24 protein-coding genes and 1 pseudogene are annotated in these 23,600 nt (G+C 72.7%); 8 read left to right on the forward strand and 17 right to left on the reverse strand.

The features are described from left to right. Positions 1-31 precede the first annotated feature (31 nt). Both ACFPLC_RS40570 and ACFPLC_RS40575 read left to right on the forward strand, forming a co-directional pair. Positions 32-487, forward strand: a complete 456-nt coding sequence (locus ACFPLC_RS40570; protein ID WP_378206058.1) for a hypothetical protein — start codon at positions 32-34, stop codon at positions 485-487. Beyond that, entirely contained in the window at positions 487-789 is a 303-nt protein-coding gene (locus ACFPLC_RS40575; RefSeq protein ID WP_378206056.1) for a transcriptional regulator, read from the forward strand. Before ACFPLC_RS40570 ends, ACFPLC_RS40575 begins: the two co-directional genes overlap by 1 nt. Before the next feature lie 78 nt (positions 790-867). Here the strand turns inward: ACFPLC_RS40575 and ACFPLC_RS40580 are convergent, their stop codons facing one another. The 13 genes from ACFPLC_RS40580 to ACFPLC_RS40640 all read right to left on the reverse strand — a co-directional run bounded on the left by ACFPLC_RS40580 (position 868) and on the right by ACFPLC_RS40640 (position 14,154). After that, positions 868-2,424, reverse strand: coding sequence for an alpha-L-arabinofuranosidase B (locus ACFPLC_RS40580; RefSeq protein WP_378206053.1), 1,557 nt, complete (start codon positions 2,422-2,424; stop codon positions 868-870). A 351-nt stretch (positions 2,425-2,775) separates the two neighbouring features. Beyond that, on the reverse strand, positions 2,776-3,237 hold the full coding sequence (locus ACFPLC_RS40585) for a GreA/GreB family elongation factor (protein ID WP_378206050.1): 462 nt from the start codon (positions 3,235-3,237) through the stop codon (positions 2,776-2,778). A gap of 99 nt (positions 3,238-3,336) precedes the next feature. Next, positions 3,337-3,516, reverse strand: coding sequence for a hypothetical protein (locus ACFPLC_RS40590; protein WP_378206048.1), 180 nt, complete (start codon positions 3,514-3,516; stop codon positions 3,337-3,339). Beyond that, a complete protein-coding gene (locus ACFPLC_RS40595; RefSeq protein WP_378206045.1) occupies positions 3,513-4,775 on the reverse strand; it encodes an NAD(P)/FAD-dependent oxidoreductase in 1,263 nt (420 codons plus the stop codon). Before ACFPLC_RS40595 ends, ACFPLC_RS40590 begins: the two co-directional genes overlap by 4 nt. Before the next feature lie 110 nt (positions 4,776-4,885). After that, positions 4,886-6,424: a PucR family transcriptional regulator gene (locus ACFPLC_RS40600; protein ID WP_378206042.1), complete on the reverse strand. Its 1,539-nt coding sequence runs from the start codon at positions 6,422-6,424 to the stop codon at positions 4,886-4,888. A gap of 76 nt (positions 6,425-6,500) precedes the next feature. Further along, the gene (locus ACFPLC_RS40605) at positions 6,501-7,808 is read right to left on the reverse strand and encodes a pyridoxal phosphate-dependent decarboxylase family protein (protein ID WP_378206124.1); all 1,308 of its coding nucleotides are present in this window, start codon (positions 7,806-7,808) and stop codon (positions 6,501-6,503) included. Positions 7,809-7,936: 128 nt separating this feature from the next. Continuing rightward, the gene (locus ACFPLC_RS40610) at positions 7,937-8,641 is read right to left on the reverse strand and encodes an STAS domain-containing protein (RefSeq protein ID WP_378206040.1); all 705 of its coding nucleotides are present in this window, start codon (positions 8,639-8,641) and stop codon (positions 7,937-7,939) included. Positions 8,642-8,693: 52 nt separating this feature from the next. Continuing rightward, on the reverse strand, positions 8,694-8,843 hold the full coding sequence (locus ACFPLC_RS40615) for a hypothetical protein (protein WP_378206037.1): 150 nt from the start codon (positions 8,841-8,843) through the stop codon (positions 8,694-8,696). Between the two features lie 186 nt (positions 8,844-9,029). Beyond that, positions 9,030-10,253, reverse strand: coding sequence for a hypothetical protein (locus ACFPLC_RS40620; protein WP_378206034.1), 1,224 nt, complete (start codon positions 10,251-10,253; stop codon positions 9,030-9,032). Further along, a complete protein-coding gene (locus ACFPLC_RS40625) occupies positions 10,250-10,573 on the reverse strand; it encodes a DUF4387 domain-containing protein (protein ID WP_378206031.1) in 324 nt (107 codons plus the stop codon). The genes ACFPLC_RS40620 and ACFPLC_RS40625 overlap by 4 nt, the downstream gene beginning before the upstream one ends. Then, positions 10,566-11,933, reverse strand: coding sequence for an acyclic terpene utilization AtuA family protein (locus ACFPLC_RS40630; protein ID WP_378206028.1), 1,368 nt, complete (start codon positions 11,931-11,933; stop codon positions 10,566-10,568). The genes ACFPLC_RS40625 and ACFPLC_RS40630 overlap by 8 nt, the downstream gene beginning before the upstream one ends. A 5-nt stretch (positions 11,934-11,938) precedes the next feature. Continuing rightward, the gene (locus tag ACFPLC_RS40635; RefSeq protein WP_378206026.1) at positions 11,939-12,892 is read right to left on the reverse strand and encodes a phosphoglycerate dehydrogenase; all 954 of its coding nucleotides are present in this window, start codon (positions 12,890-12,892) and stop codon (positions 11,939-11,941) included. Beyond that, positions 12,889-14,154 carry an MFS transporter gene (locus ACFPLC_RS40640; RefSeq protein ID WP_378236105.1) on the reverse strand — a complete coding sequence of 422 codons (1,266 nt, stop codon included), beginning with the start codon at positions 14,152-14,154 and terminating at the stop codon, positions 12,889-12,891. Before ACFPLC_RS40640 ends, ACFPLC_RS40635 begins: the two co-directional genes overlap by 4 nt. Positions 14,155-14,232: 78 nt before the next feature. On the opposite strand from ACFPLC_RS40640, the gene ACFPLC_RS40645 reads away from it, so the two are divergent. Beyond that, positions 14,233-14,961, forward strand: a complete 729-nt coding sequence (locus ACFPLC_RS40645) for a GntR family transcriptional regulator (protein WP_378206020.1) — start codon at positions 14,233-14,235, stop codon at positions 14,959-14,961. After that, entirely contained in the window at positions 14,958-15,260 is a 303-nt protein-coding gene (locus ACFPLC_RS40650; RefSeq protein ID WP_446681656.1) for a TetR family transcriptional regulator C-terminal domain-containing protein, read from the forward strand. Before ACFPLC_RS40645 ends, ACFPLC_RS40650 begins: the two co-directional genes overlap by 4 nt. Before the next feature lie 110 nt (positions 15,261-15,370). Here the strand turns inward: ACFPLC_RS40650 and ACFPLC_RS40655 are convergent. Further along, a pseudogene (locus ACFPLC_RS40655) lies at positions 15,371-16,465 on the reverse strand (tartrate dehydrogenase). 110 nt (positions 16,466-16,575) lie between these two features. On the opposite strand from ACFPLC_RS40655, the gene ACFPLC_RS40660 reads away from it, so the two are divergent. Together ACFPLC_RS40660 and ACFPLC_RS40665 are read left to right on the forward strand one after the other, a co-directional pair. Beyond that, positions 16,576-17,493: a LysR family transcriptional regulator gene (locus ACFPLC_RS40660; protein WP_378206017.1), complete on the forward strand. Its 918-nt coding sequence runs from the start codon at positions 16,576-16,578 to the stop codon at positions 17,491-17,493. A 93-nt stretch (positions 17,494-17,586) separates the two neighbouring features. Then, positions 17,587-18,645, forward strand: coding sequence for a hypothetical protein (locus tag ACFPLC_RS40665; RefSeq protein ID WP_378206014.1), 1,059 nt, complete (start codon positions 17,587-17,589; stop codon positions 18,643-18,645). A 66-nt stretch (positions 18,646-18,711) separates the two neighbouring features. On the opposite strand, the gene ACFPLC_RS40670 is transcribed toward ACFPLC_RS40665, so the two are convergent. Further along, entirely contained in the window at positions 18,712-19,650 is a 939-nt protein-coding gene (locus ACFPLC_RS40670; RefSeq protein ID WP_378206012.1) for an SDR family NAD(P)-dependent oxidoreductase, read from the reverse strand. Between the two features lie 50 nt (positions 19,651-19,700). On the opposite strand from ACFPLC_RS40670, the gene ACFPLC_RS40675 reads away from it, so the two are divergent. Together ACFPLC_RS40675 and ACFPLC_RS40680 are read left to right on the forward strand one after the other, a co-directional pair. Then, positions 19,701-20,291, forward strand: a complete 591-nt coding sequence (locus ACFPLC_RS40675) for a TetR/AcrR family transcriptional regulator (protein ID WP_378206010.1) — start codon at positions 19,701-19,703, stop codon at positions 20,289-20,291. Between the two features lie 138 nt (positions 20,292-20,429). Continuing rightward, positions 20,430-21,386 carry a helix-turn-helix domain-containing protein gene (locus ACFPLC_RS40680; protein ID WP_378206007.1) on the forward strand — a complete coding sequence of 319 codons (957 nt, stop codon included), beginning with the start codon at positions 20,430-20,432 and terminating at the stop codon, positions 21,384-21,386. Positions 21,387-21,439: 53 nt separating this feature from the next. Here the strand turns inward: ACFPLC_RS40680 and ACFPLC_RS40685 are convergent, their stop codons facing one another. Together ACFPLC_RS40685 and ACFPLC_RS40690 are read right to left on the reverse strand one after the other, a co-directional pair. Beyond that, entirely contained in the window at positions 21,440-22,180 is a 741-nt protein-coding gene (locus tag ACFPLC_RS40685) for a D-Ala-D-Ala carboxypeptidase family metallohydrolase (RefSeq protein ID WP_378206004.1), read from the reverse strand. Between the two features lie 26 nt (positions 22,181-22,206). Beyond that, a complete protein-coding gene (locus ACFPLC_RS40690; protein ID WP_378206001.1) occupies positions 22,207-23,520 on the reverse strand; it encodes a GH25 family lysozyme in 1,314 nt (437 codons plus the stop codon). Positions 23,521-23,600: the final 80 nt, after the last annotated feature.

Genomic DNA, 23,600 nt, shown 5'->3' on the forward strand with positions numbered 1-23,600 from the left:
AGGAAAGTCACTGCCGGCCGAAGGAGCACGGATGCCGTCACCCAACGCACAGGAGTCGCTCGACACGATCCACCGCCTCGGGCGGCGCACGGTCGACGAGTACGTGGACCACACGTTCGCCCGGCGGTACCTCCTGCTTTCGGCGTCGGCGGTGTTCGTCGTGTTCGCGTCCTTCGACCTGCCGGCCCCGTGGGACCGGCTGGTGCTGTCGGCGGGACTGGGCATCGCCGTGCTCGCGGCGCTGCTGGCCCACCGGGATGCCCGGGTGCGCCGTCGGCTCGCCGGGGCGGAACTGGGGTGGTCCCTCGCGGCCGCGGCCGGGTTCCTGGTGCTCTGCGTGGCCTTCCAGGTGGCCGCCGCGGTCCTCGCGGTGACGGCCGGGCTGCCCGCGCACCACACGCTGGGGGCGGCGGCGACCGCGTTGACCATGGTGGCGCTGGTGTCCCCGCTCCGGGCGGGCTTCCGCGCGGTGGTGCGCGGGCGGTGATGGATCCGGACTTCGACGAGTTCCTGCACGTCCCGGCCAGGCTGGCGATCCTCGCCCTGCTCGCGCCGGCCGGCCGGGTCGAGTTCGGGTTCCTCCGCGACGCGGCCGAGACCAGCGATTCCGCGCTGTCCAAGCAGATTTCCGCACTGGCCGACGCGGGTTACGTGACGGTGGACAAGGGCCGCAGTGACGGCGTCCGGCGCACCCGGGTCGGCCTGACCCCGGCCGGGCGCCAGGCGTTCGCCCGCCACGCGCGGGCGCTGGAACGCATCGCCGCGCTCGCCCGGCCCGAGGGCACGTGAGCCGGCGGCGGTGGAAGCGAGCACGGCCCCCCTGCGGCATTGCAGGGAAGCCGTGCTCGCGGCCGAGGGGATTCCCGGTCAGCTCCAGGGCGTGGCGGTGAGCCAGCTGGTGTCCTGGGCCCACGACGTCGTGGCGTCCCAGGCGTTGCTGCCGCCGTTGCTCGCCACGTACCCGGTGAAGTTGTAGTGCCGGATGTACTTCGCCGGGTAGTTGACCGACTGGAACGAACGCCCGGCGCCGCTGTTGCCCGGCGTGGCGCAGAACGTCGCGTCCTGCGCGAACGCGGTCCCGCCGTCGTCGGCGTTCGACCGCAGCTGGAACGCGTAGTGGCGCAGGAACCGGCCGGGCTGGTCGGCGGACTCGAATGTCAGGCACGAACTGTTGGCCAGGCCGGCCCGGACGATCCAGGTCGCGTCGGCCTTGAGGGTGGCCGCGCTGGACGCGTCGACGGCGGAGATGACGACCTTGTCGTCGGCGTCGTCGTGGCGCAGGTAGTCGGAGGTGCAGCACGCGGTCGTCGCCCGGAGGGACACCTTGGCGCCGGGGGTGAGGGTGCCCGAGCCGGTCGGGGCGCTGCTGTAGCCGGCCGCGGTGATGTTGGCCTGGACCGCGTTCTCGGTGGCGTCCGACGGGTAGCCCGCAGTCATCACGCCTTCGTAGAAGGTGCCGCGCCCGCTGACACTGTTGTCGCCGCCAATGCCGAGGATGATGGCCCCCTGCTTCTTCATCGGGTTGTAGCCGGCGACGTTGGGGCGCACGCCGCTGTAGTAGGTGGACAGGCTGCCCGACTGGGCGTTGCCGCCGCGGATGGCCCACTGGTTCGGGGCGCCCTTGACGATGGCGGTCTGGAAGCGGTTGGTGACCGTCGGGTCGTTCGCGTTGAAGTGCTGGTTCACGCCGGAGAACAAGCCGTTCTCCAGGTCGGCCATGATCCACGGACCGGGGCCGCTGCCGTAGCCCCAGCCGTTGTTGTTGCCGAAGTAGATGGCCTCCATGGTGCCGTTGCCGTCGTCGTTGCCGCTCGTTTCGGCGTTGCCGTAGTCGAAGCAGCAGCCGCCGTTGTAGTTCGTGCCGTCGAAGATCGCGTACATCCCCTCCGGCTGGTCACCGGTCGCGATGCCGTTGGTGTGGTTGTTGCGGTAGCCGGTGCCGGGCGCCACGGAGACGCCGTAGGCCTTGTGGCCGCCGACCGTGACCGGCGCTTCGAAGGCGTTGGCGAGGTTGTCGTTCCCGCCCGCGGCCGGGCCGGGCCAGTACCCCCTGAGCGCCTGCGTGAGGTGGTTGCCCTTGCCGGACTCGTCGTAGATGACCGTGATGACGCAACTGGTGCCGGCGCAGAAGGAATCCTGCGCGGCGGCGTCGGCGTACCCGCCGGCGCTCAGCACGCCGATGTCCCTGGTCGCGTTGTCGGAGGCGCGCCGCACCTGGTACAGCGGGCCGCCGTAGGCCGCATACAGGGCACGGGTGGTGCTGTGCGCGGCCACGCACGGGGTGCCGCCGGCGGCGTAGATGTCGCACGGCCCCTGGACGGCGGCCTGCGAAGTCGTGGCCGTGGCCGCGAGCAGGCCGGCGACGAGGCCGGTGGTGGCGCCTGCCGCGAAGAGGGCACGGCGGATCCACGATCGTCGGGTCATCGAATCTCCTTCACACGGTGGGAAAATGCGCTGCCGGACGGCCGGGGCGCGGTGAGCATCGCGGTGCCGAACCGGCATTCCGTGCCGAAGGTGATTGTGACGCAACAAGACAGCGCAGGCACCATGAACTCCCTTGTTCATCGATGACGAATGTTAGCGCTAACAGTTCCGGCGGCTTGTGACTTCGGCTCAGTTTCGGGATTGAGCCATCACTATCGACGAACCCCAGGGGCGCGTCAAGACTCCAGCCGGGTCCGGAGCCGGTCCGTGGATCGTTATGTCCCTTATGGAGGAATTTCCCGCCCAGTCCTCAGTGGACGAAACGGACCGGACCGGCCGTCCGGACCACGGTCAGCCGGTGACGTTCCGGAAGCGTCCGTAGGGCTCGGCGTCGATCAGGGTGACGCGGACGATCGCACCGTTGGGCACCCGATAGGTCCGCTGCTCCCCCGGCTCGGCGCCGGCCAGGGCGCGGCCGAGCGGCGACTCCGGCGAGTAGACCTCGAGCTCGTCCTCGGTCGTTTCGTCGCGCGAGCCGAGCAGGAAGGTCTCGGCCGTGTCCGTGTCGTCGTACCGGACGGTGAGGACCATGCCCGGTTCGGCGATCCCGTCGTCGGGCGGGTCCTCGCCGACGACGGCCTCGCGCAGGATGTCGTCGATCCGGCGGATCCGGGCCAGGCGGTGGCGATCGCGCACCACGCCGTCGGGATCGTCGCCGGCGGCGGCGGTCCCGGCGCGCAGCAGGTCGGCCCGCTCCCGGAGCAGGCTGCGGTGGGTGTGGGGGGTCAGCCACGGGCGAGCCGAGGTGGTCATGCGATCTCCTTCCGGAGGGGTTCGAGCTGGGCGTCCGTGGGGGCTGGACGAGTGGGGGGAGGGTCCCAGCCCCCACGGACTTCGGAGAGCCCGCGTCGGTCAGCGGGGCTCTGGCTTTCCGGCCGCGCCCGGCGGGAGGGCACCGGCGTCCACGGCGAACCCGGTGGCCGCTTTCAGCAGGAGGTCCTTTTCGATGCGCAGCAACGCGTTTTCGGCGCGCAGCCGGACCAGTTCGCTGCGCTCGCCCGGTGTCAGCGCGGCCGGATGCACGGCGTTCACCGCAGCGGGTCGAACGGGCGGAGGGCTTCGGGCTGCTTGCCGGTGGTGATGTGCTCGGCGAGCAGCCGCCCGGTGATCGGGCCGTGCGTCAGCCCCCACATGCCGTGCCCGCCGGCGACGAACACCCCCGGCGCGCCCGCCGCGCCGATGACCGGGCGTCCGTCCGGTGTGACGGGACGGGAGCCGACCCAGACATCCGTGCGCTCCTCCCACCGGATCCCGGTGAGGAAGGGCCGGGCGGAGGCGATGATCGCCTCGACCCGCGCGTCGTCGAGCGGCGCGTCCGGCTTCCGGAACTCCATGGTGCCGGCCACCCGGAGGCCACCGCGGTACGGCGTGCAGGCCACCCGGATGTCCGGGAGGTAGACCGGCTCCGGCACCGGGTGGTCCGTCGGCACGGTGAACGAGTAGCCGCGCCCGGCCCGCACCCCGACGGTGACCCCGAACCGCCTGCCGAGCTCGCCCAGCCACGCGCCGGTCGCCAGGACGACGGCGTTGGCCGACAGCGTCTGCCCCGCGGCCGACTGCACGGCGACCGCGTGCGGGTGCGGGCGCACCGACGTGACGGCGAAGCGGCTGCGGATCGTGCCCCCGCGGCTGACGACCGAGCGCGCCAGCGACTCGGCGAACCGGCCCGGGTCCACGTACCGCTGCCCCTCGAGCCGGACACCGGCCCCGATGCGCGCGCTCACCTGCGGCAACCGGGCGACGAGCTCGGTGGCGGTGAGCCCGGTGGCGTCGACTTCCTGCCCGGCTTCGCGCAGGCGCCGCAGTTCGGCCAGCAGCCCGGCCGCGTGGCCCGCGGTCTCGAACACCGCGGTGATGGGGGCTTCGACGGTCGGGGCGTCGACCCCGTTCGCGGCGAGGACGTCGAACGCTTCGAGGCATTCCTCGTTGAGCGGGAGGTTGGCCTCGACCGCGCGGGTCCACGACCTGCCGGTGCAGTGCGCGGCGAACCGGGCCAGGAACGCCCACAGCCGGGGGTCCGGGGTCGCCGGGACGTGCAGCGGCGCCTGCCGGTCGAACACCGTCCGGAGCCCGTAGCGCAGCACGCCCGGTTCGTTGAGCGGGATGGCGAGCCCGGGCGAAAGCCAGCCGGCGTTGCCCCAGGACGCCCCGGCGGCGATGCCGGCGCGGTCGACCACGGTCACCCGGACCCCGCGTTCCTGCAGGAACCACGCGGTCGACAAACCGACCACGCCGGCGCCGATCACGATCGCCGAGCGCGGGCCGCCGTCCCACCGGTCGAGTTCGGGCATCAGGTCCTCCGTGGCGCGAGTGGTGCTGGATGCGGCCAGGATGACCCGGATCGGGCGGGCGGTGCTTGTCCGGACCGGACAAGCACGGGTGGTGTGTTTGTCGGTTCCGGTCAACCCGCCGGGTCGGCGACGACGAGCTCGATGATCATCGCGAGCCGCTTCGCGGGCACGTCGAGCTGCAGGGTGGTGACCTCGGCCATCTTCCGCAGCCGGTAGCGGATCGTGTTCGGGTGCACGCCCAGCCGCTCGGCGGCCTGCCCGAGGTCGCCCTGGGTCTCCAGCCACGCGCGCAAGGTGGCGAGGTAGCCGGTGCCGTTCTCCGCGTCGTGCCGGGCGAGGTCGGAGATCGGCCCCCGGGCCGGGGCCCGGCCGGCCGCCGCGGCCGCCCGGAGCCGCTGCACCAGGATGTCGTCCCAGGACTCGTCGTACACCGTCGCCGCGGCGGAGCCCGGGTGCGCGTCGTGGAGGGCGACGCATTCGTCGGCCTCCTGCCGGCTCGCGGGCAGCTCGGCGAAGGTGGCGGCGGCACCGATCCCGGCGACGACCGTCACCTGGGCGGGCAGGGCGTCGCGCATGGTCCCGACCCATTTCCGGGCCGCGGCGACGTCTTCGCCGGGGAGGACGGTGTAGACGGTGTTGCTGAACAACGTGCTGCGTCCGGGGCGTGACCAGCCGAAGCCCGTCGTGGCCCGCTCGAAGGCCAGCAGCAGGGCGGCGTGCCGCTCCTCGGCGATGTGGGCCTGCAGGGCGACCACCCGGAACCGCCCGGGCGCCAGCCCCAGCCTGCTGAGCACCGAAGCCGCGTCCGGCGTGCCTTCCAGCAGCCGGATCACCAGGTCCGATTCGACCTGCCGCTCGAGGTCCGCGCTCGCCCGGGACCGCAGCAGGTGCAACCCGACCGTGCGCGAGCTGTCCCGCAGCACGGCGCGCCGCGCGTCGTCGAGGGGACGCTCGCATTCGACCCAGATCGAGCCCAGCGATTCCCGGCCGGCCCGGACCGCGACCGCCATCCGGCCGCCCAGCCCGTGCTCCGGCGCGGCTTCGACGAACAGCGGCTCGTCGGACTCGGCGAGGTGGGCGAACACGCCCCGCCGGTCGAACAGCTCGCGAGCGCGCTCCGGCACCCGGCGGCCCAGGATCGTCTCCAGCCGGACCTGGTCGGCGCCGTGCTGCAGGCTGGAATAGGCCAGGACCCGGGACAGCTGGTCCTCGATGGTCACCGTGCTGCCCAGTGCATCGGCCAGGCTGTCGGCCAGCGCGAACAGATCGGTCGGCCCGCGCCCCGACTCGGTCTCGCGCCCTTCGAGCACCAGCCCGTAGACGACCCCGGCGACCTCGCCCCACGACACCTCCGGGTCGACGGCGAGCACCGCGACTCCCGCGGCCTCGGCGGCCGCGATCACCGCCGGCGCCGAGGGAACCGGGCCCCGCACCAGGACGACCGACGCCCGGGCCGCGGCCGCCGACGCCACGGCCGCTCCGGCGGACTCCGCGCCGACCGCGAGCAGGACGTCCCCGCGCAGCTCGCGGGATTCGGCCGGGTCGTGCATCACCACGTCCCGGAGGGCGACGTCCCGCGAGACCGGGCAGCAGCACAGCCGGACGCCGTACCCGCCGAGGACGTTCACGAGCCGATCCAGGGTCACCATGCCCTGTTCCTACCCCACCTCGCCGGAGGGCGCCGGTCCCCCATTCGTACTCGAACCAGCGTGGCCGAATAGGGCGTTATACGCGGCTCAACCGGACGATTTCGCGGTGCAGGCCGGGGACGTGTGCTTCGCTCTCCGGCTTCATCAGGACGCTCCGCAGGATCCGTCCGCGCGGGACGTCCTCGCGCACGGCGTGTCCGCGGCGGGCGAGGTCGGCGCCGCTGACGGTGTACGTCGCCACGAACAACGCCTCCTCCGGAGCGCGGCGCATCCCGGCCTCGAGAACGTGCGCGCTGACCCGGTCGATCTCGGAAAGCGTGTCCCGGGGAGGGAAGTAGCTGACGATGTCGAGCTGCGGCGGCTGGAACACCGCCAGCTCGGCGCTATCGCCGATCAGGCCGGCCCACGCGAGCGCGGCCCGCCGCCCGGGCCGGAGCACCGCGCCCAGGCCGTCCGGGGTCAGGGGAAGGACCCGCGTCGTCAGCCACAGCGCCGCGGCCGCGGCGCCGGCCCGGGAACATTCGAGGGAGATTTCCCCGAGGTGCAGCTCGTCGGACGTGAAGTAGGTGTACGGCGAGTCGTGCAGGTAGTGGCGGGCGACCGCCGGGTCGCGGAAGAGCACGGCACCGCAGCCGTAGGGCTGCAGGCCGTGCTTGTGCGGGTCGATCACCACCGAATCGGCGTCGGCGATCGCGCGGAACGGCGCCGCGGCCACGCCGTCGGCCGTGTCGTCGGCGATGAGCCGGAAGAACCCGCCGTAGGCCGCGTCCACGTGCACCCGGGCCCCGTACCGGCGGGCGAGGGCGACGACGTCGGCGACCGGGTCGACCGCGCCGAGGCCCGTCGTGCCGGTCGTCGCGACCACCGTGCCGATGCGCCCGGTGCGGAGCAGGTCCTCGAGCGCGTCGAGGTCGAGGGTTCCGGCGGCGGTGGTGGCCACCGGAACGGCCTCGACGCCGAGCAGGTGGCTCATCCGGCCGTGGGTGTAGTGGGCGTCGGCGCTGTGCGCGATCGCCTTGCCCGGGTGCGTCTCGCGGGCGACGAACAGGGCTTCCAGGTTCGCGATCGTGCCGCTGCTGGTCAGGTGCCCGAGGTGCCGGGGGAAGCCGAACATCGCCGCCAGGTCCGCGACCACCTCCTTCTCCATGGCCGCGGTGGCGGGACCGCCGTCGAGGGCGTGGTTGTTCGGGTTGATCAGCATCGCGCTGAGGTAGCCGGCGACGGCGGCCGGGTGCGGCGGCTTGAGCATCTGCCCGGCGTAGCGGGGGTGGAAGAACGGGTAGTTGTCCCGCAGGCGCCGGTGCAGCTCCGCCGTCGCCTCCCGGAACAGCTCGAGCGGCACGTCCTGGGCGGGGTGCGGGTCGTAGCCGCCGTACTCCGCCATCCAGGCCCCGATGTCGCGGACGGCGTCACCCAGCACCTCGGCGAGCTCCGCGAACCCGGCCGGTCCCGCCCGCAGCACACGATCGTTTGGTTCCACATGATGATGTTCACACAACCCCGGCCGGGTGCTCACCCGCCGAAGGCCGCCAGCGCGTCGGCGCGGGTGTCGAAGACGCGCAGCAAGGTGCCGGTGAGCCCGAGCAGCTCGAAGGTCCGCCGGTTGTGCACGCCGGCCGCGACGTGCAGGGCCACGGCGTCGTCGGCGGCGGCGTGGGCGAGCCGGACGATCTCGTTCACGCCGGTCGAAGCCAGGAAGCTCACGCCGGTCAGGTCGAGCACGAGCCGCAGCGGCCGGGCCGCGAGGATCACCGCGATCGCGTCCCGCGCCCGTGCCGTCGTCACCAGGTCGAGCTCGCCGGTGACCGCGATGACCAGCGTGGCCCGGTCGATCCACGTGGGAACGACCGCGACCTCCGAAGCGCCGGCGACCGGCGCGTCGGAAAGGTGCAGGAAGGGCGCCAGTTCTCGGCTGCCGAGGACGGGCAGCAGCGCCGGGGTGACTTCGATGCGCAGCGCGAGATTTTCCCGCGCGCAGGTGAGCGCCAGCTCCCGCAGCTCCGCCGGCAGGACCCCGTCGCACGAGGTCACGGCGGTCAGCGTGACACCGAGCGCCGCCGGTTCGGGTGACAGCGCCGTCAGCAGCGCGATCCGCAGCGTCTCGCGCAGCCGGGCGTGCGCCGCGGGCCCGAGCGCTCCGGACATCTCCACCTGCACGATGCCGGCGGTCGTCCGCGCCGGCGGCATCGTGATCGTCCACGCGGACTCGTCGTCCATGCGGCCAGTCTGGCAGCGGCGCGGCCGATCGGCGCGCCGACGCGGTGCGGAATCAGTCCGGTGGCTCGGCCGCGGCGGGCTCCGGCGACGGCGGGTCGTCGGCCAGGAACTGCGCCACGTCGACGTCCAGGTCCGGCACCGGGGCCGTGCCCGGCGAGACCGGCGCGTCCGGGTTGACCTCTTTGGCGTCCTTGTCAGCCATGTCGGTGATCCTCTCCCGTGAAGTGGGAACCGGTGCCGGGCGACCTGCGGGCCGGGCCCCGGCTGTCTGCCTGCCTCCTACCCGGCACCGCACCGCAGAAACCGTGATCGGCGTACCCGCAGCGATCGGGTGGGGGCGAATCCCCCGATCGTGAGCCCCGGCCCAGCCGGTGTCCTCGACAGCCGGTCAGCCGGCGTTGAAGTTCTGGTCCACTTCGGCGGCCAACGCGCTCAGCGCCCGGTCGAGAACGGCGCGTACCTCTTCGGTGTCGGCGTCGGCGTCGACCTGCGCCCGCAGTTCCGCATCGCTGGCCCCGGTGCCGTTGTCGGTCACCCGCAGGTCACCCGCCCAGCCGCCGGTGCGCCACGCCACCCGGCCTTCGTCCGCCCGCAGGTCGACGTCGCGGTCGTCGCCGCCCGGCAGCCACGCCTGGGCGCGGGTGGCGTCGGAGGCGGTGTTGAGCACGATGTCGGCTTCGGCCGTCATCGCCCGGTTGCTGGTCACGGTGCGTGTCGTCATTCGGGCCCGTTCCTCTCGAGTGCGCGTTCGAGAACGAGTACCCCGGTCTTCCGGGGCTACGCCGCCACCGGCAGTCCGCGCGCACGCAGGATCGAGCAGGCGGGCGAAGAACCCGGTGACCGGCGGCCGGGTCCCCGCGGCGCTGTGCCCGACGCCGGGCACCACCACCTTCTCCACCACCGATCCGTGACGAATCAGGCTCTCCCCGAGCCGGTCGAGCTGCTCCGGGCGGCTGTGGCCGTGATCGCCCATGGCCGCCAGGTCGGCGCGGCCGTCGTCGTCGCCGCCGATGACCAGCAGGGCCGGGACCCGGGCGACGGCGGTGGGATCCACCCTGATCCCGAACCGCCGGCGGGTGTCGCCGATGCCTTCCGGCCAGGCGAGCGACCGATCGAGCAACGTCACGCCGCCGGGGGCACCGACCGCGACGGCCGCGACACGGCCCGGGTGCAGGTACAGGAAGCGGTGGGCGAACTGACCGCCGCCGGAGTGCCCGCACAGCAGCACGGTGCCGACGCGGGCGTTCCACCGGAACCGGACCTGCTCGAGGATTTCCAGCAGCACCAGGTCGAACCGGATGCCGTGGGCCTCGAGGCGCTTGTAGCCGTCGACGTCGTCCGGATCGTCGATGCCGACCGGGAACAGCGGGAAGACCACGATCAGGCGGTGGCGTTCGGCGAAGGGGATGAACCCCTCGCGCAGCTCTCCGACGCTGCGGCCGGTGCCGTGCACGGCCACCAGGACCGGCAGTTCGGCCTCCGGGGTCCAGCTCGTGGGCACGTAGGCGCAGTAGCTGCAGCGCGGCTCGCCCGGCGCGGCAAAGAAGGGCGTGCGCTTGGTCAGCAGCCGGCGGCCCGGGTGCGTGGCGGGCAGGTCCGCGACCCGGATCACGCGAGGTCCCCGCCGGTCACCGGGACGCGGGCCAGCGGGACGTGGTGCTGTCCCGCGTGGACGTCGCGGTCCCGGAGCGAGCCCTGGCTCACCGGCCGCGGGAAGGAGATCTTCACGACGTTGAGCGAAGGGATCCGGAAGATCCGGATGGCGTCTTCCGCGACCCGGTACAGCCGGGCGATCATCCGCTCGTCCACCAGCTCCGCGGCGAGCCGGTAGCCCTCGGCGTCGCGCATGAACAGCTCCATGGTGACCCAGAACGGGCCCGCGTTCTTGGAGCGGACCTCGTGGGCGAGATCCGCGAGAGTGGTGTCAGGCACGGGTTTTCTCCCCCAGCTCGGTCCGGAACAGCTCGGCGGGATCGGCGCAGTCGACGACGTGGTTCAGCACGAACTCGTACGCCGCGCCGCGCTCGATCTCCGCGGGCGAAAACGGGAAGGCGAAGCTCGGCAGGTAGTCCATTCCCGGCGTCGGCAGGTGCAGCAGCAGCGGGTTCGCGACCTTGGCGACGGCGGTGGCGGTCGCCTGGCCGGGCGCGTTGACCAGCAGCATGACGCCGACCTCGCGCGGCGGCCCGGTCTCGGGCTCGAGCTCGTCCAGGACCGCGTTGTGGCCGTAAAGGCGGAGGTCGAAGGCGTATTCGCCGTCCGCCAGGCCGAGCGTCTGGCCCACCCGCTGCGTGATCATCGTGCGCATCAGCCGCGCCCAGGCGTCGAGGTCGGCGAGGATGCCCGGGTCCCGGATCGCGGCGAACGACACGGTCTCGTAGCCGGTGATCCGCGCGCCTTCCAGCTTGATCGTGTACTGGTCGGCGACGTGGAACCGCGACCCCTCGACGCGGACCGTCCGGTCGTCGATCGCGGTGTACCGCGCGTCCCGGACGTCGAGGGTGCCGGCGGGTTCCCGCATCTCGAACGGGTTCGCGGTCTCGTAGAGCATGTGGGCGGCCACCGAGAGCGGCGTGCACGACACCGCGGGATCGAGCGGCTCGATGGTGAAGCCGCCGGCGTCGATGGTGGCGAGGACGCCGCCCGCGCGCGGGTTGCTCGTGCACTGGCCGCCGCACTCGACGATCTTGGCCGCGTGCCAGGTGGGCCCGGGCGGCATGCCCTTCATGAGCGGGTACGCGGCCGCGACCGCGGTGTCGGTCGCGCGGCCGGCCAACACGACCTGGGCGCCCGCCCGCAGCGCTTCGGCGATCGGCTCGTGGCCCATCGCCCCGACGATGTGGGTACAGCTCTCCAGGGTCTCGGCCCGCAGCTCCCCCAGCGGCGGCAGCGGGTGGACCCGGCCCGCGTCGAGGTGTTCCTTCAGCCCGGCCGCGTCCTGCTCGCTGTAGATCCGCGCGACCGGCAGGTCCAAGCCCTCCTCGGCCAGCACCTCGGCGGCGATCCCGGCGACCCAGTCGACGCCGCGGTCGGTTCCGCTCGTGCCGCACGAGCCCACGATCACCGGGATGCCCGCGCCGGCGGCGGCCGTGAACAGGCTGCGCAGGTCCCGGGCCACCGCCTCGGCGGCCGTCTTGGCCGACGCGGACCCGAGGTAGTACGGGCCGGAGTCGGTGGAGCCGGCGTCGATGGTGATGACGTCGGCGCCCAGGGCGATGCCGCGCTCGATCGTCGCGTGGTCCCAGCCGGCGCCGAGCATGCCGCTCGGCGCCAGGACGCGCACTGTGTCCATGTCCCTCATTTCTCCGTGTTCACTGCGAACCGCGCCCGTCCCGCGAGGGCGGCGACCAGTTCCTCGGCGCCGCGCAGGCCCGCGGCGGCACGTGCTTCGGCCGTCTGCCCGGCCAGGTGGGAATAGACGACGATGCCGGGAACGCCGCGCAAGGGGCTGCCGGCGGGCAACGGCTCGTCGGCCACGACGTCGAGCGCGGCGCCCGCGATCTCGCCCGCCCGCACGGCCGCGACGAGGGCGTCCTCGTCGACGATGGCGCCGCGTGCGGTGTTGACCAGCAGTGCCGTCGGCTTCATCAGATCGAAAGCCGCTTTACCCAGCAGGCCACGGGTTCGTCCGGTCAGCGCGGTGTGCACCGAAACGTAGTCCGATGTGGACAGCAGCTCGGTCAGCCCGGTGAACCGGACACCGGGCTCCCGCAGCCGCGCGGGGACGTTCGTCGTGCAGACCACGTCCATGCCGAACGCGCGGGCCAGCGGCACCACGGCCCGCGCGGAAGCGCCGTGGCCGATGAGCCCGAGTGTCGAGCCGCGCAGTTCGCGGCCGTCCTCGCGCGGCCAGTTCCCTTGCGCCACACCGGAAGCGGACTGCACGAGCCGCCGGGCCCCGGCGAGCAGCAGGCCGATGGTGTACTCGGCGACGGCGTTGGCGTTGACGCCGGGCAGGTTGCTCACGCTGATCCCGAGCCGGGCCGCCGCGCCGACGTCGACCGAGTCGTAGCCCACGCCGGTCCGCACGATGACCCGCAACCGCGGCGCGCGGGCGAGGACGTCCGCCGTCAGCGGCTCGTTGGCCACCAGCGCCGCGTCGATCCCGGCGAGAGCGCCGGCGAGTTCGCCGGGATCGCGACGGCCAGACAGGGGCAGGTGCCGGGTCTCCAGCCCGCGTTCGCGCAGGAACAGGTCGACGTCGTCGCCGGGACGCAGGTAGTCCGTGGTGATCAGCACGCGCCCGGTCACAGCGCACGGCTCGCGGGCGTCCGGCGCTGCAGGGCACTGACGCGCACGACCGCCAGCACGGCCAGCAGCGCGACGATCGCGACGTGGAGCAGCAGGAGGGGCCAGCCGGTCAGGTCGACCAAGCCGCCGACCAGGGCCGGTCCCAGGAAGCCGCCGCTGACCCAGCCGACGGTGTAGAGCCCGGTGTAGGTCCCCACCACGCGGTCGGACGGGGCGAGGTTCCACAGGACGACGACCGCGTTGACCAGGAACGAGGACGCCCCCGCGGACGCCACGCAGAGACCGGCCACGACGCCCGCGGGCGTCGCCACCACGGTGGCGAACGCCGTGCCGGCCGCGAACACCGTCATCCCGGCCGTCATGACCCGGAGCCGGCCGAAGCGTTCGGCGAGCCTCGCCACCGGGTAGGCGGCCACGATGAAGGCCACCCCGCTGGGCAGCGTGAGGCCGCCCGCTTCGCCGCGGGACAGGCCGAGCACCTCCATGCCGTAGGGCGTGATGAGCGCCCGGGAGGCCGCCCAGGCGCCACCGAAGAGCAGGATGGACAGCATGAGCAGCACCCGGCTGCGGTCGCGGTCCCGGACGATGTCGAGCACGGTGTCCCGCACCCGCGCGGCGGGGGCCGCCTGTTCGCGTTCTTCGTCGAGGGCGGCCCGGTAGGCGGGTGAGCGGCTGTCGCGCACGTTCGCGGCCAGCACGGCGAGGGACACCACCATCAGGACCGCGGGGATCGCGAACGACAGCTTCGGATGCGTGTCGATCAGGAAGATGCTGATCAGGGCGGCCACCAGGACCGTGAGGCTGGACGCGATCTTGACGACCGCGTTGGCCCGGCTTCGCCGCTCGGGCGGGACGAAGTCCGGCAGCAGGGATTCGGCGATGGGCTTGAACGAGTTGGCGACCAGCGCGTAGCCGAACATGACCAGGATCAGCAGCGGCAGGGTGCCCGCGACGTGCGGGATGAGGAGGAACAGCAGCGCCGCCACGGGCATCCCGGCGAGGAGGTAGGGCATGCGCCGGCCCCACGACGTGCGCGTGCGGTCCGACCGGTTGCCCATCCACGGCTGGATGAAGATGCCGAGCACGTTGTCCATCCCCATCAGGAGGCCGATCAGCGCGGCACTGCCGAGGTGTTCGCGGAGCAGCGGCGGAACCTGGGAGTCGTAGAGGTTCCACGTCGACTCCTGCGCGAAGACCGCCAGGGCGACGAAGAACGTGATCCGTCCCGTCCGCGCCGGCTGTGTGCCCGACGTCGTCGTCATGGCCGCCAAGCTACTTTTGCTATAGCAAGAACGTCAAGTGTCTCTTACTTGATTTGCCATGGCAGATAGAGTGACGCAGTGGCAAGTGAGACGTTGAAGGGGCTGACGGCCGACACGCTGGCCGACCGCGCCTACCGCGCCATCCGCGACGCGGTCACCACCGGCGAGCTGCGGCCCGGGCAGAAGGTCACCGAGCGCGGGCTCGCCGAGCGGCTGTCGGTGAGCCCGACCCCGGTGCGGGAGGCCATCCGGCGCCTCGAGCAGGACGGTCTCCTCGAACGGACCGGACCGCGGACCGTCCAGGTCGCCGCGTTCGGCGACGCCGCGATCCAGGACCTCGCCGAGGTCGAGGTGGCCCTGCGCGGGATGGTGGCGCGCTTCGCCGCGCGGCACGCGACCCCGGACCGGCTGGACCACCTCGACGCCGTGCTGGACGAAGCCGACGACCTGCTGATCGTCATCAAGCAGCGGCAGCAGTCGGGGCAGGACGTGACCCGGCACCTGGACCGGCTGCTGGACACCATGCAGCGCTTCAACGAGGGCGTCGAGTCGTGTGCCCGCAACCCGGTGCTCGTCCGCCTGCTCGGCCAGACGCGGGTGTTCCCCTCGCCGGAACGGCGGGCCAGGCTGCTCGAGCGCATCGCCGGAAACGACCGGTTCGGCCTCGACCGCTACGGCAGCCACCGCGCGCTCGTCCGGGCGCTACGGACCGGCGACTCGGCGGCGGCCGAGGCCCTCGTCATCGAGGACGCGCGCGGCGGGCTGGGTGACCTGCTCGCCGCACCGGCCGACGGCACCCCGGCTTGAGGAAGGGTCGAACGCTGGGCAACCTCGCCGGCGAGGTCGGCGACAACCCGAAGCTCGCCCCGCTGGTCGACCAGGCCTACTGGACGTGGGAGTCCCACCTGGAACGCGGACTGAAAGCCTTGCAGGACAACGGCGAGCTCGCGCCGGACGCCGACCCGGCGAGGCTCGCGCAGGCGGCGATGACGTCCGTCCAAGGTGGACTGCTGCTGGCCCACATCCGGCACGACCTCACGGCCCTGGAGGACGCGCTGGGCATCGCGCTCACCTGCCTCCGCTCCCACGCCACACGTCGTGAGTGAGAAACAGGGTTAGAACACTGTTTCTCACTCACGAGGCGGTGAGCTGGGCGACATCCGCGCGCAGTTCCTCGATCACCTTGGCCACGGCAGGCCGCTGCAGCGCGCGGAGGTCATGACGCCACGGTCTGCCCCCGCGTGATCTCGGCCGCGATCGCCGCGCCCAGGCTCTCGGTCGTACCGGACCCGCCGAGATCCGGGGTGTGCACGTCCGGACGCCCGGCCAGCACGCGCTCGATCGCGGCCACGACCGCCGCGGCCGCGGCGGTCTCCCCCAGGTGCTCCAGCATCATGGCGCCGCTCCAGATCTGGCCGATCGGGTTGGCGATTCCGCGTCCGGCGATGTCGGGGGCCGAGCCGTGCACCGGCTCGAACAGGCTCGGCCAGGTGCGGTCCGGGTTGATGTTGGCGCTCGGCGCGATCCCGATCGTGCCGGCGCAGGCCGGGCCGAGGTCGGAGAGGATGTCGCCGAAGAGGTTGCCGGCGACGACGACGTCGTACTGCCCGGGCCGCAGGACGAACTTCGCCGCGAGGATGTCGATGTGGTCCTTGCTCGCGACGACGTCGGGGTACCGCTCCGCCATCGCCGTCGCGCGCTCGTCCCAGTACGGCATGGCGATGGCGATGCCGTTGCTCTTGGTCGCCCAGGTCAGGCGCTTGCGGGGGCGCGCGGCGGCGAGCTCGAAGGCGTACCGGAGCACCCGGTCCACGCCGGTCCGGGTGAGCACGGTTTCCTGCAGGACCGTTTCGCGGTCGGTGCCCTCGAAGATCCGGCCGCCGATGCTCGAGTACTCGCCCTCGGTGTTCTCGCGGACGACGACGAAGTCGATGTCGCCGGGCCCGTGGTCGCGCAGCGGGCTGCGGACTCCGCGCAGCAGTCAGACCGGCCGCAGGTTGACGTACTGGTCGAAACCGCGGCGGAACCGCAGCAGGCTGCCCCACAGCGAAACGTGGTCGGGCACCACCTCGGGCCACCCGACCGCGCCGAAGAAGATCGCGTCGAAGCCGCCGAGCACGTCCCGCCAGTCCGGCGGCAGCATCTCGCCGTGCCGCAGCCAGTAGCCGGCACAGGCGAAGCCGAATTCGACGAAGTCGAGCGCGAACCCGTGGGCGTCGGCGGCGGCCCGGAGGCACCGCAGCCCTTCCGGGACGACCTCACGGCCGATGCCATCGCCGGGAATGACCGCGATGCGGTGACGCTGGGACACGAGACGCTCCTGTGGTTTCGGTGGGAGCTTCACCCTGATCGCCGCGGAACGCCGCGACAAGAGCACCGGCGGCAACCTATCCTTTCGCCCATGGAAAGGGACGAACCGCGGTGACCACCTCGATCGACGACCTCCGCTTCTTCCAGGTCGTCGCCTCCAGCCAGACGCTGACCGCGGCGGCCCGCGAGCTGCAGTGCTCGCTACCGGTCGTCAGCAAGCGTCTCAGCGCGCTGGAACGCCGGCTCGACGCGCAACTGGTGCACCGCGGCACGCGCCGGCTCACGCTGACCTCCGAAGGCGAGCTGTTCGCCACCCGCCTCGAAGAAATCCTCGACCGGGTCCGCGAACTCGAGGACGTCGTCGGCCACCGCTCCGGCGAGCTGCGGGGGTCCATTGTGGTCCAAGCCACCCTCGGTCTCGGCCGCGCGCACGTCGCCCCGCTGCTCGGCGAGTTCACCGCCCGGCACCCGCGGGTGAGCGTCCGGCTCCGGACGTCCGCGCTGCCGCTGCGTCCGCATCGGCACGAGTTCGACCTGGCCGTCCACGTGGGCACCCCACCGGACTCCTCGCTGCGGATGCGCCGGCTGGCGAAGAACCGCCGGGTACCGTGCGCGGCACCGTCCTATGTGGATCGACGCGGCATGCCCGAGCGGATCGAGGACCTGGCCGGCCACGACTGCATCGTGCTCCGCGAGAACGAGGGCGGCTTCGCGCTCTGGCGCTTCGGAGACGCCCGCACCCCGCGCCAGGTCCGGGTGCGCGGCCGCCTATCGAGCAACGACGGCGACACCGTGACCGGCTGGGCGCTGCAGGGTCACGGCGTGATCATGCGCTCGGAGTGGCAGGTCCGCCCCCACCTCGAGAGCGGCGCCCTGATCCGCGTCCTGCCGGGCGTGCCGACCCCGCCGGCCGACATCCACGCCCTCCGCGCCGACGACACCCACGTCCCGCGGCGGGTCAGCGAGCTGATCAAGTACCTGGCCGCCCGGCTGCCGGACCGCATCGCGGGGCGCCGTTACGGCGAATGACCGATTGCGACCGCAGCTCGTTACCGTTTGACTTGGTGCGCAACGCCACCGCGTGCGGCCAAGCGGCACGCGTCACGTCCGGGGGGATCGTCCATGACACGTTCACGAGTACTGCCGCGCGCCGGCATCCTGATCGGCGGCCTCGTCGCGGCACTGGCGGGCACGGTCGTCCTTCCGGCGCCGGCCTCCGCCACCACGCAGGTCACCGATCTCGGCGTCCTCCCGGGCGGCAGCTACAGCTTCGCCTACGCGATGAACTCGAGCGGGACCGTCGTCGGCCAGTCCTCGGTCGGCCTCGGCACCCACGCCGCGCGCTGGAACCCGGACGGCACCGTCGACGACCTCGGCATCCTGCCCACCGGCGTGGACAGCACGGCGAACGCCGTCAACGACGCCGGTGTCGTCGCCGGCCGGGGCAGCATGCGGGATGCCGCGCACGACTTCCACACCCACGCCGTGCGCTGGAACCTCGACGGCACCATCGACGACCTGGGCACGCTGCCCGGTGACGTCGCCAGCGAGGCACGCGGGATCAACTCCGCCGGCGTCATCGTCGGCTACTCCCAGCAGCCGGACGGCGTCCGGCACGCGGTGCGGTGGAACCTCGACGGCACCGTCGACAACCTCGGCACCCTGCCCGGCCTGAGCAGCAGCCAGGCGAACACGATCAACGACGCGGGCACGATCGCCGGGTACTCGTACGGCTGCTGCCCCGGCACCAGGGCCGTGCGGTGGGCCCCCGACGGCACGATCAGCGCGCTGGGCATCGGGTCCGGCCCGTCGACCAGCATCGCCACCGCGCTCAACGACAACGGCGAGACCGCCGGCTACGAAACGACGGACACCTCCCGCGTCGCGCGCTGGGACGGCACCGGTGCCATCACCCTGCTGAATCCGCTGCCGGGCGACGCCACCAGCTGGGCGTCGGACATCTCGGCCTCCGGGGTCATGGTCGGCAAGTCGTTCACCTCGGGCGAGCCCGGCCACGCCGCGCGGTGGGACGCCGACGGCACGGTCTCGCGGCTCACCCCGCTCGTGGACGGCGAGGACGCCACCGCCAACGCGGTCAACAACAACGGACAGGCCGCGGGCTACGCCACCACAGCGGACGGCTGGACCCACGCGGTCCGGTGGTCCACGGGGGCGAACTAGCGCAGTTCTCCCCGGTCGAGCTGTCTCATCGACGGCGTACCACCCTTTCGCGTCTGGATGAGCACGTCAGGCCGGATCCGGGGTGACTCCGGTGGCGGCGGCCGTGGCTTTCCAAAGCTCGCCGGCGAGGACCGGGTCCTGTGCGGTGGCCGAGCGCCGCGCGGGTCCGGCCGGACCGCGGACCTCGAACGGCCCGGTGGGGCCCAGGTAATCGCCGCCGTGCACCGGCCCGGTGGCCGCGAGCAGCTGAGGCCGGATCCCGGCGGTGATCGGCTGGGAGATCCAGCGGTCCGGCAGCACGAGCAGGCGCGCCTTCCACGTGCCGCCGCGGGCGAGGGCGTTGTTCAGCAGGTCCGAAGCCGTCAACCCGGGGTGGGCGGCGATCGACAGCACCGGGTCGCCGGCGAGCCGCAACCGCCGGTCGAGTTCCGCGGAGAACAGCAGGTTCGCCAGTTTCGAGGCGCCGTAGGCGCGCGTCGGCGAATAGCGCCGTCTCTCCCAGGCCAGGTCGGTGAGATCGAGCCCACCGGTGCGGTGGCCCAGGCTGGACGTCGTCACCACCCGGGACAGGCGTTCGGCGGTTCCGGCGGCCCGCAGCGCCGGCATCAGCAGCCAGGTCAGCGCGGCCGGGCCGAGGTGGTTGGTCCCGAACTGCAGCTCGAACCCGTCACGTGTCCGTTCGTGCGGCCCCAGCGACACCGCGGCGTTGTTGACCAGCACGTCGACCCGGTTTCCGGTGCGTTCCCGCAGCTCCGCGGCAGCGGCGCGCACCGACGCGAGGTCGGCCAGATCGAGCAGCACGGATTCGGCCGAACCGGGCCCCTCGATGCCGGCCCGCACCTGGCCGACGGCGGCCGCTCCGCGCTCGGCGTCGCGAACGGTCATCAGGACGCGGGCACCGGCTGCCGCCAGGGCACCGGAGAGAGCGAGGCCGAGGCCGGAGGTCGTCCCGGTGACGACGATCGTGCGGCCCGCGAGATCGGGCAATTCATGTGACAACGTCATATCAACGACTCTCCGGATTTCGGATGACATTGTCAACTAGACTGACCCGCATGAAACGAGCCGAGAGCGCCGCGGCCACGCGAGAGGCTCTCGTCCGCGCCGCCTCCGAGCTGCTGGACGAGGGCGGACCGGCCGCGGTGACCCTCCGCGCGGTCGGAGCGCGGGCCGGAGTTTCGCGGGGCGCACCGTACGGCCACTTCGAGAACAAGGAGCACTTGCTGACGCAGCTCGCGATCACCGCGTGGCACTCGCTGGCGGACGACGTCGAGCAAGCACGCGCGGATACCGGCACCACGGCCGAGGCGCGGCTCGAGTGGGCCGTTCTGAAACTGATCGGGCTCGCTCGACGGCGGCCGCACGTCTACGCGCTGATGTTCAGCACGCCGGCGGACACACCGGCCGCCGCCGAGGCGGCGGGCCGCCTCGAAAAGGCGTTCCTCACCCTCGTCGCCGGCGTGGTCGGCGAGGCCGACGCACTCCGGTACGCCGCCCTGCTGATGTCCAGCGCGCACGGCATCGCGGGGATGGAACTCAGCGGCCATCTGTCGAAGGACACCTGGCAGGTCAGCGTGGAACAGCTGGTGCGCATGCTGGTCGACGCGATCCGGTCCGCCGGCCGCGAGGCGAACCCGGCTCGATGACGCGCGGGCGCCGCGCTTGGTCCGCTCGGTGACGCGAAGGAAATTGTGGCGTAATCCGGCAATTTCTCCCCGGAGTGCGCCGCGACGGTGTTAACTTCCGTCCGTCATCCGCTGCCCGAGCGAGGTGTTCGAGTCACAGTGACACTGCACACGGACAAGTTCGCCGCCTACCTGCGCATGCTGAAAGACCGTAGCGGGCAGGGCTATGAACGGCTCGGCAAGCAGGCCGGGGCCAGCGGCTCCAGCCTGCACCGGTACTGCTCCGGCAAGAGCGTCCCCGCCGACTACCGCGTCGTCCACTCCTTCGGCAAGGTCTGCGGCGCTTCCCCGGCGGAACTGCGGGAACTGCACCAGCTGTGGGCCCTGGCCGACGCCGGCCGCGTCGACGAAGCGGAGCAGACCGAGACTGGCGAGGAGGCCGCGCCGCCCCGCCGGCGGCGCGCCTACGCCGCAACGGCCATCGCGGTCGTGGTGCTGCTGGCGGTTGGTCTGGTCTGGCTCACCGCCGACGCGTCCCCGCCGGCCACCGGCCGGTACGCCGACCGGATGCTGTTCTCGGCCGCCTGCGAGCCGCCGGTCAGCATGGGCCAGCACGACGAGTGCGTCACCGAGGTGCAGAACCTGCTGGTCGCGGCGCACGGGCGGCTCTCGGTCGACGGCTCGTTCGGGCCGGAGACGCTGCGCCGGGTCACCGCGTTCCAGGTGCTGGCGGGCCTGCCCGCCCGCGGGGTGGTCGACGAGGCCACCAAGACCGCGCTGTACGACCGCCGGACCAGCATGGCGACCTGGCCGGCGGCCGCGGTGGAACAGCGGGTCCGGGCCGTGTTCACCGAAGCGCCGGACACCGCGGTCGCCATCGCGCGCTGCGCCTCGTTCCTCGATCCGCTCTGGGTGCTGCCGAACACGAACGGCAGCCGCAACTGGGGTGTCTTCCAGATCTCCGACGCCCGCCTGCTGGAGCTGGGCGGCACGCCGCGGCAGGCGTTCGACCCCGCCTGGAACATCGAGGCGGCGCACCGACTGTGGAGCGTGCGCCACGACTTCCACGACTGGCCGGCCTGTTCGGCGGCGCTGGCCACCCCGCCACCGCGCTGAGGACCGGCCCGGGCGCCGGGAATCCCCAGGTTCCCCGGCGCCCGGCCGGTGGCTCAGACCGTGCCGTTCTCCCACCACCACGAGCGGCCGAGGTCGGCCCGGCTGTCCACGTGCTGGTGGTCGGTGTTGTAGGTCTCCAGGCCGGAGAACCCGCACGTCTCCGCCTTCTGGTAGACGGTCTTGTTGGCCACGCCCGGCACGTTCAGGTCGGCCGCGGTGCCGTACAGGTGCATGCTGTCGCTCGCGCCGCCGATCTCCGCGTTGTGCGCGATGCTGCGGAACCCGGAGTTCACCGTGATCGGCTTGTTCCCGAGCTTCTTGCGCAGTGCCTCCAGCTTGTACATGCAGCGCCGGGCGTTCTCCTTGGCGGTGGCCGCGCTGACCTTGCCGCCGTTGAACGTGCCGCTGTCGCGGTCGGTGAACTCGCTGAAGTTGAAGTGGACGGTGGACCCGTCGCTCTGCTCCAGCGCGTTGAGCGCGGCCTGGGTGGCCGGACCGGCCTGGCCGTCCACCCCGAGGCCGTAGGCCGCCTGGAACCGGCGGACCGCGGCCGCGGTGCCGGGGCCGAACTCGCCGTCGATCGAGACGCGGCTCTGGCTCGCGTGGTCGGCGGCCCAGCCCGCGACGCGGATCTGGAGTTCGGTGACGTCGGCGCCCGTGCTGCCCTGGGTGAGGGTGCGGGACCACGGGTACGCCTGGGCGGTGCCGGTCAGCAGCAGCGGGCCGACCGCCGCGGTCGCGCCGAGCACCACCGCGCCGCGCAGCACCGAGCGGCGGCTCATGGGGAGGTTCATTCTCGTCCTTTCCTGACAGGGTTTTTTCAGCGGTTGGCGAGCCGGTCGAGGTCGGCCTGGGTGCCGTTGAAGACGTCGCCGGTGGCCGGCGCGGGGATGCCGTCGGGGATGGCCGCGTCGGTGTACTGCCACATCAGCCAGGTCTTCGACCCGGCGGGCAGTGCCGGTTGCGTGACGGACTGGCGGTAGTCGGCGAGCTGCATCGGGTAGGCCGCGAGCGCCGTGGTGCCGCCCAGGCAACTGTCCAGGAACGACTTCTGGGTGTAGATGATCGGGGTCCGGCCGAACGCCGCCTGGACCTTGTCCAGCCAGGCCTTGGCGTCGGCGACGGTGACGTAGGGCGGGCAGCCGCCGGAACCGTCGTCCTTCCACTCCAGGTCGAACACGGGCGGCAGGTCACCGGCGCGCTTGCCGGTGTACCCGGTGGCCTTCACGGCGGCGATGAACCGGTCGGCCTGCGCGCCGCCGGTGCCGGCCGCGGTGCCCGTGTAGAAGTGGTACGGCCCGACGGCCAGCCCGGCGTTGCGCGCGGCGGGCAGGTCGGTGGCCAGGTAGTCGTCGGTGACGTTCAGGCCGCGCGTCGCTTTGACGGTCGCGAACTCGACCCCGGACGCCTTGACCGCGCCCCAGTTGATCGGCGCGCCCCCGGGGTGCTGGTACTTCGCCGTGTCGACGCCGTCGATCGGGTGCCCGGCGGGCTTCGGCGGCGTGCAGTAGGTGTTGCGGCCGGACCAGTCGGTGACCTTCGCCCAGGTCGTGGGCCCGGCGACCCCGTCGGCACTGGCGTTGACACAGTGCTGGAACTGGATCACCCGGGTCCGGGTGCCGTCCCCGAACTGCCCATCGATGGTCAGCGGCGGGTAGTGGCCCGGCTCCATGGCGAGGTTGAGCCGGCACTGGAGTTCCTTGACGTCCACGCCGCTGGAGCCGCTTTGCAGGGTCGGGCGGGCGGTGGAGAGGCCGCACACGACGCTCTGCGCGGTGTCGGCGGTGCCCTGGGTGGCGCACTTGCGCGGCCGCGCGGACCAGGAGTTGAGCGCGGCCCACGTGTTCGGCCCGACCCGGCCGTCCACGCTCAGCGCGGCGCACTTCTGGAACACGCGAACGCGCGCTTCGGTCGCCGGGCCGAAGGAGCCGTCGGCGCCGATGGGCGTGTACCGGCTCGCCTTGGTCGCCAGGTTCAGTTCGCACTGCGCCTCGGCGACCGCGGCGCCGGTCGCCCCTGAGGCGAGCGTGGGCTGGGTACTGGTGTGCCCGCACACCGCAACGGGTTCGGCCGCGACCGCGGCTGCGGCGGGGAACACCAGCAGCACCGCGACGGCCAGAGCGAGTCTTTGCATGGCGAGAAGGCTGGCAGCGCCCGGGCCGCGGATCGCCCTTCGGCGGGCGACCCGGGACGCCGGGACGGTCCCACCCGGCC

It is taken from the genome of Amycolatopsis plumensis (genome assembly GCF_042652605.1).
In the GTDB taxonomy this organism is placed as follows: domain Bacteria; phylum Actinomycetota; class Actinomycetes; order Mycobacteriales; family Pseudonocardiaceae; genus Amycolatopsis; species Amycolatopsis plumensis.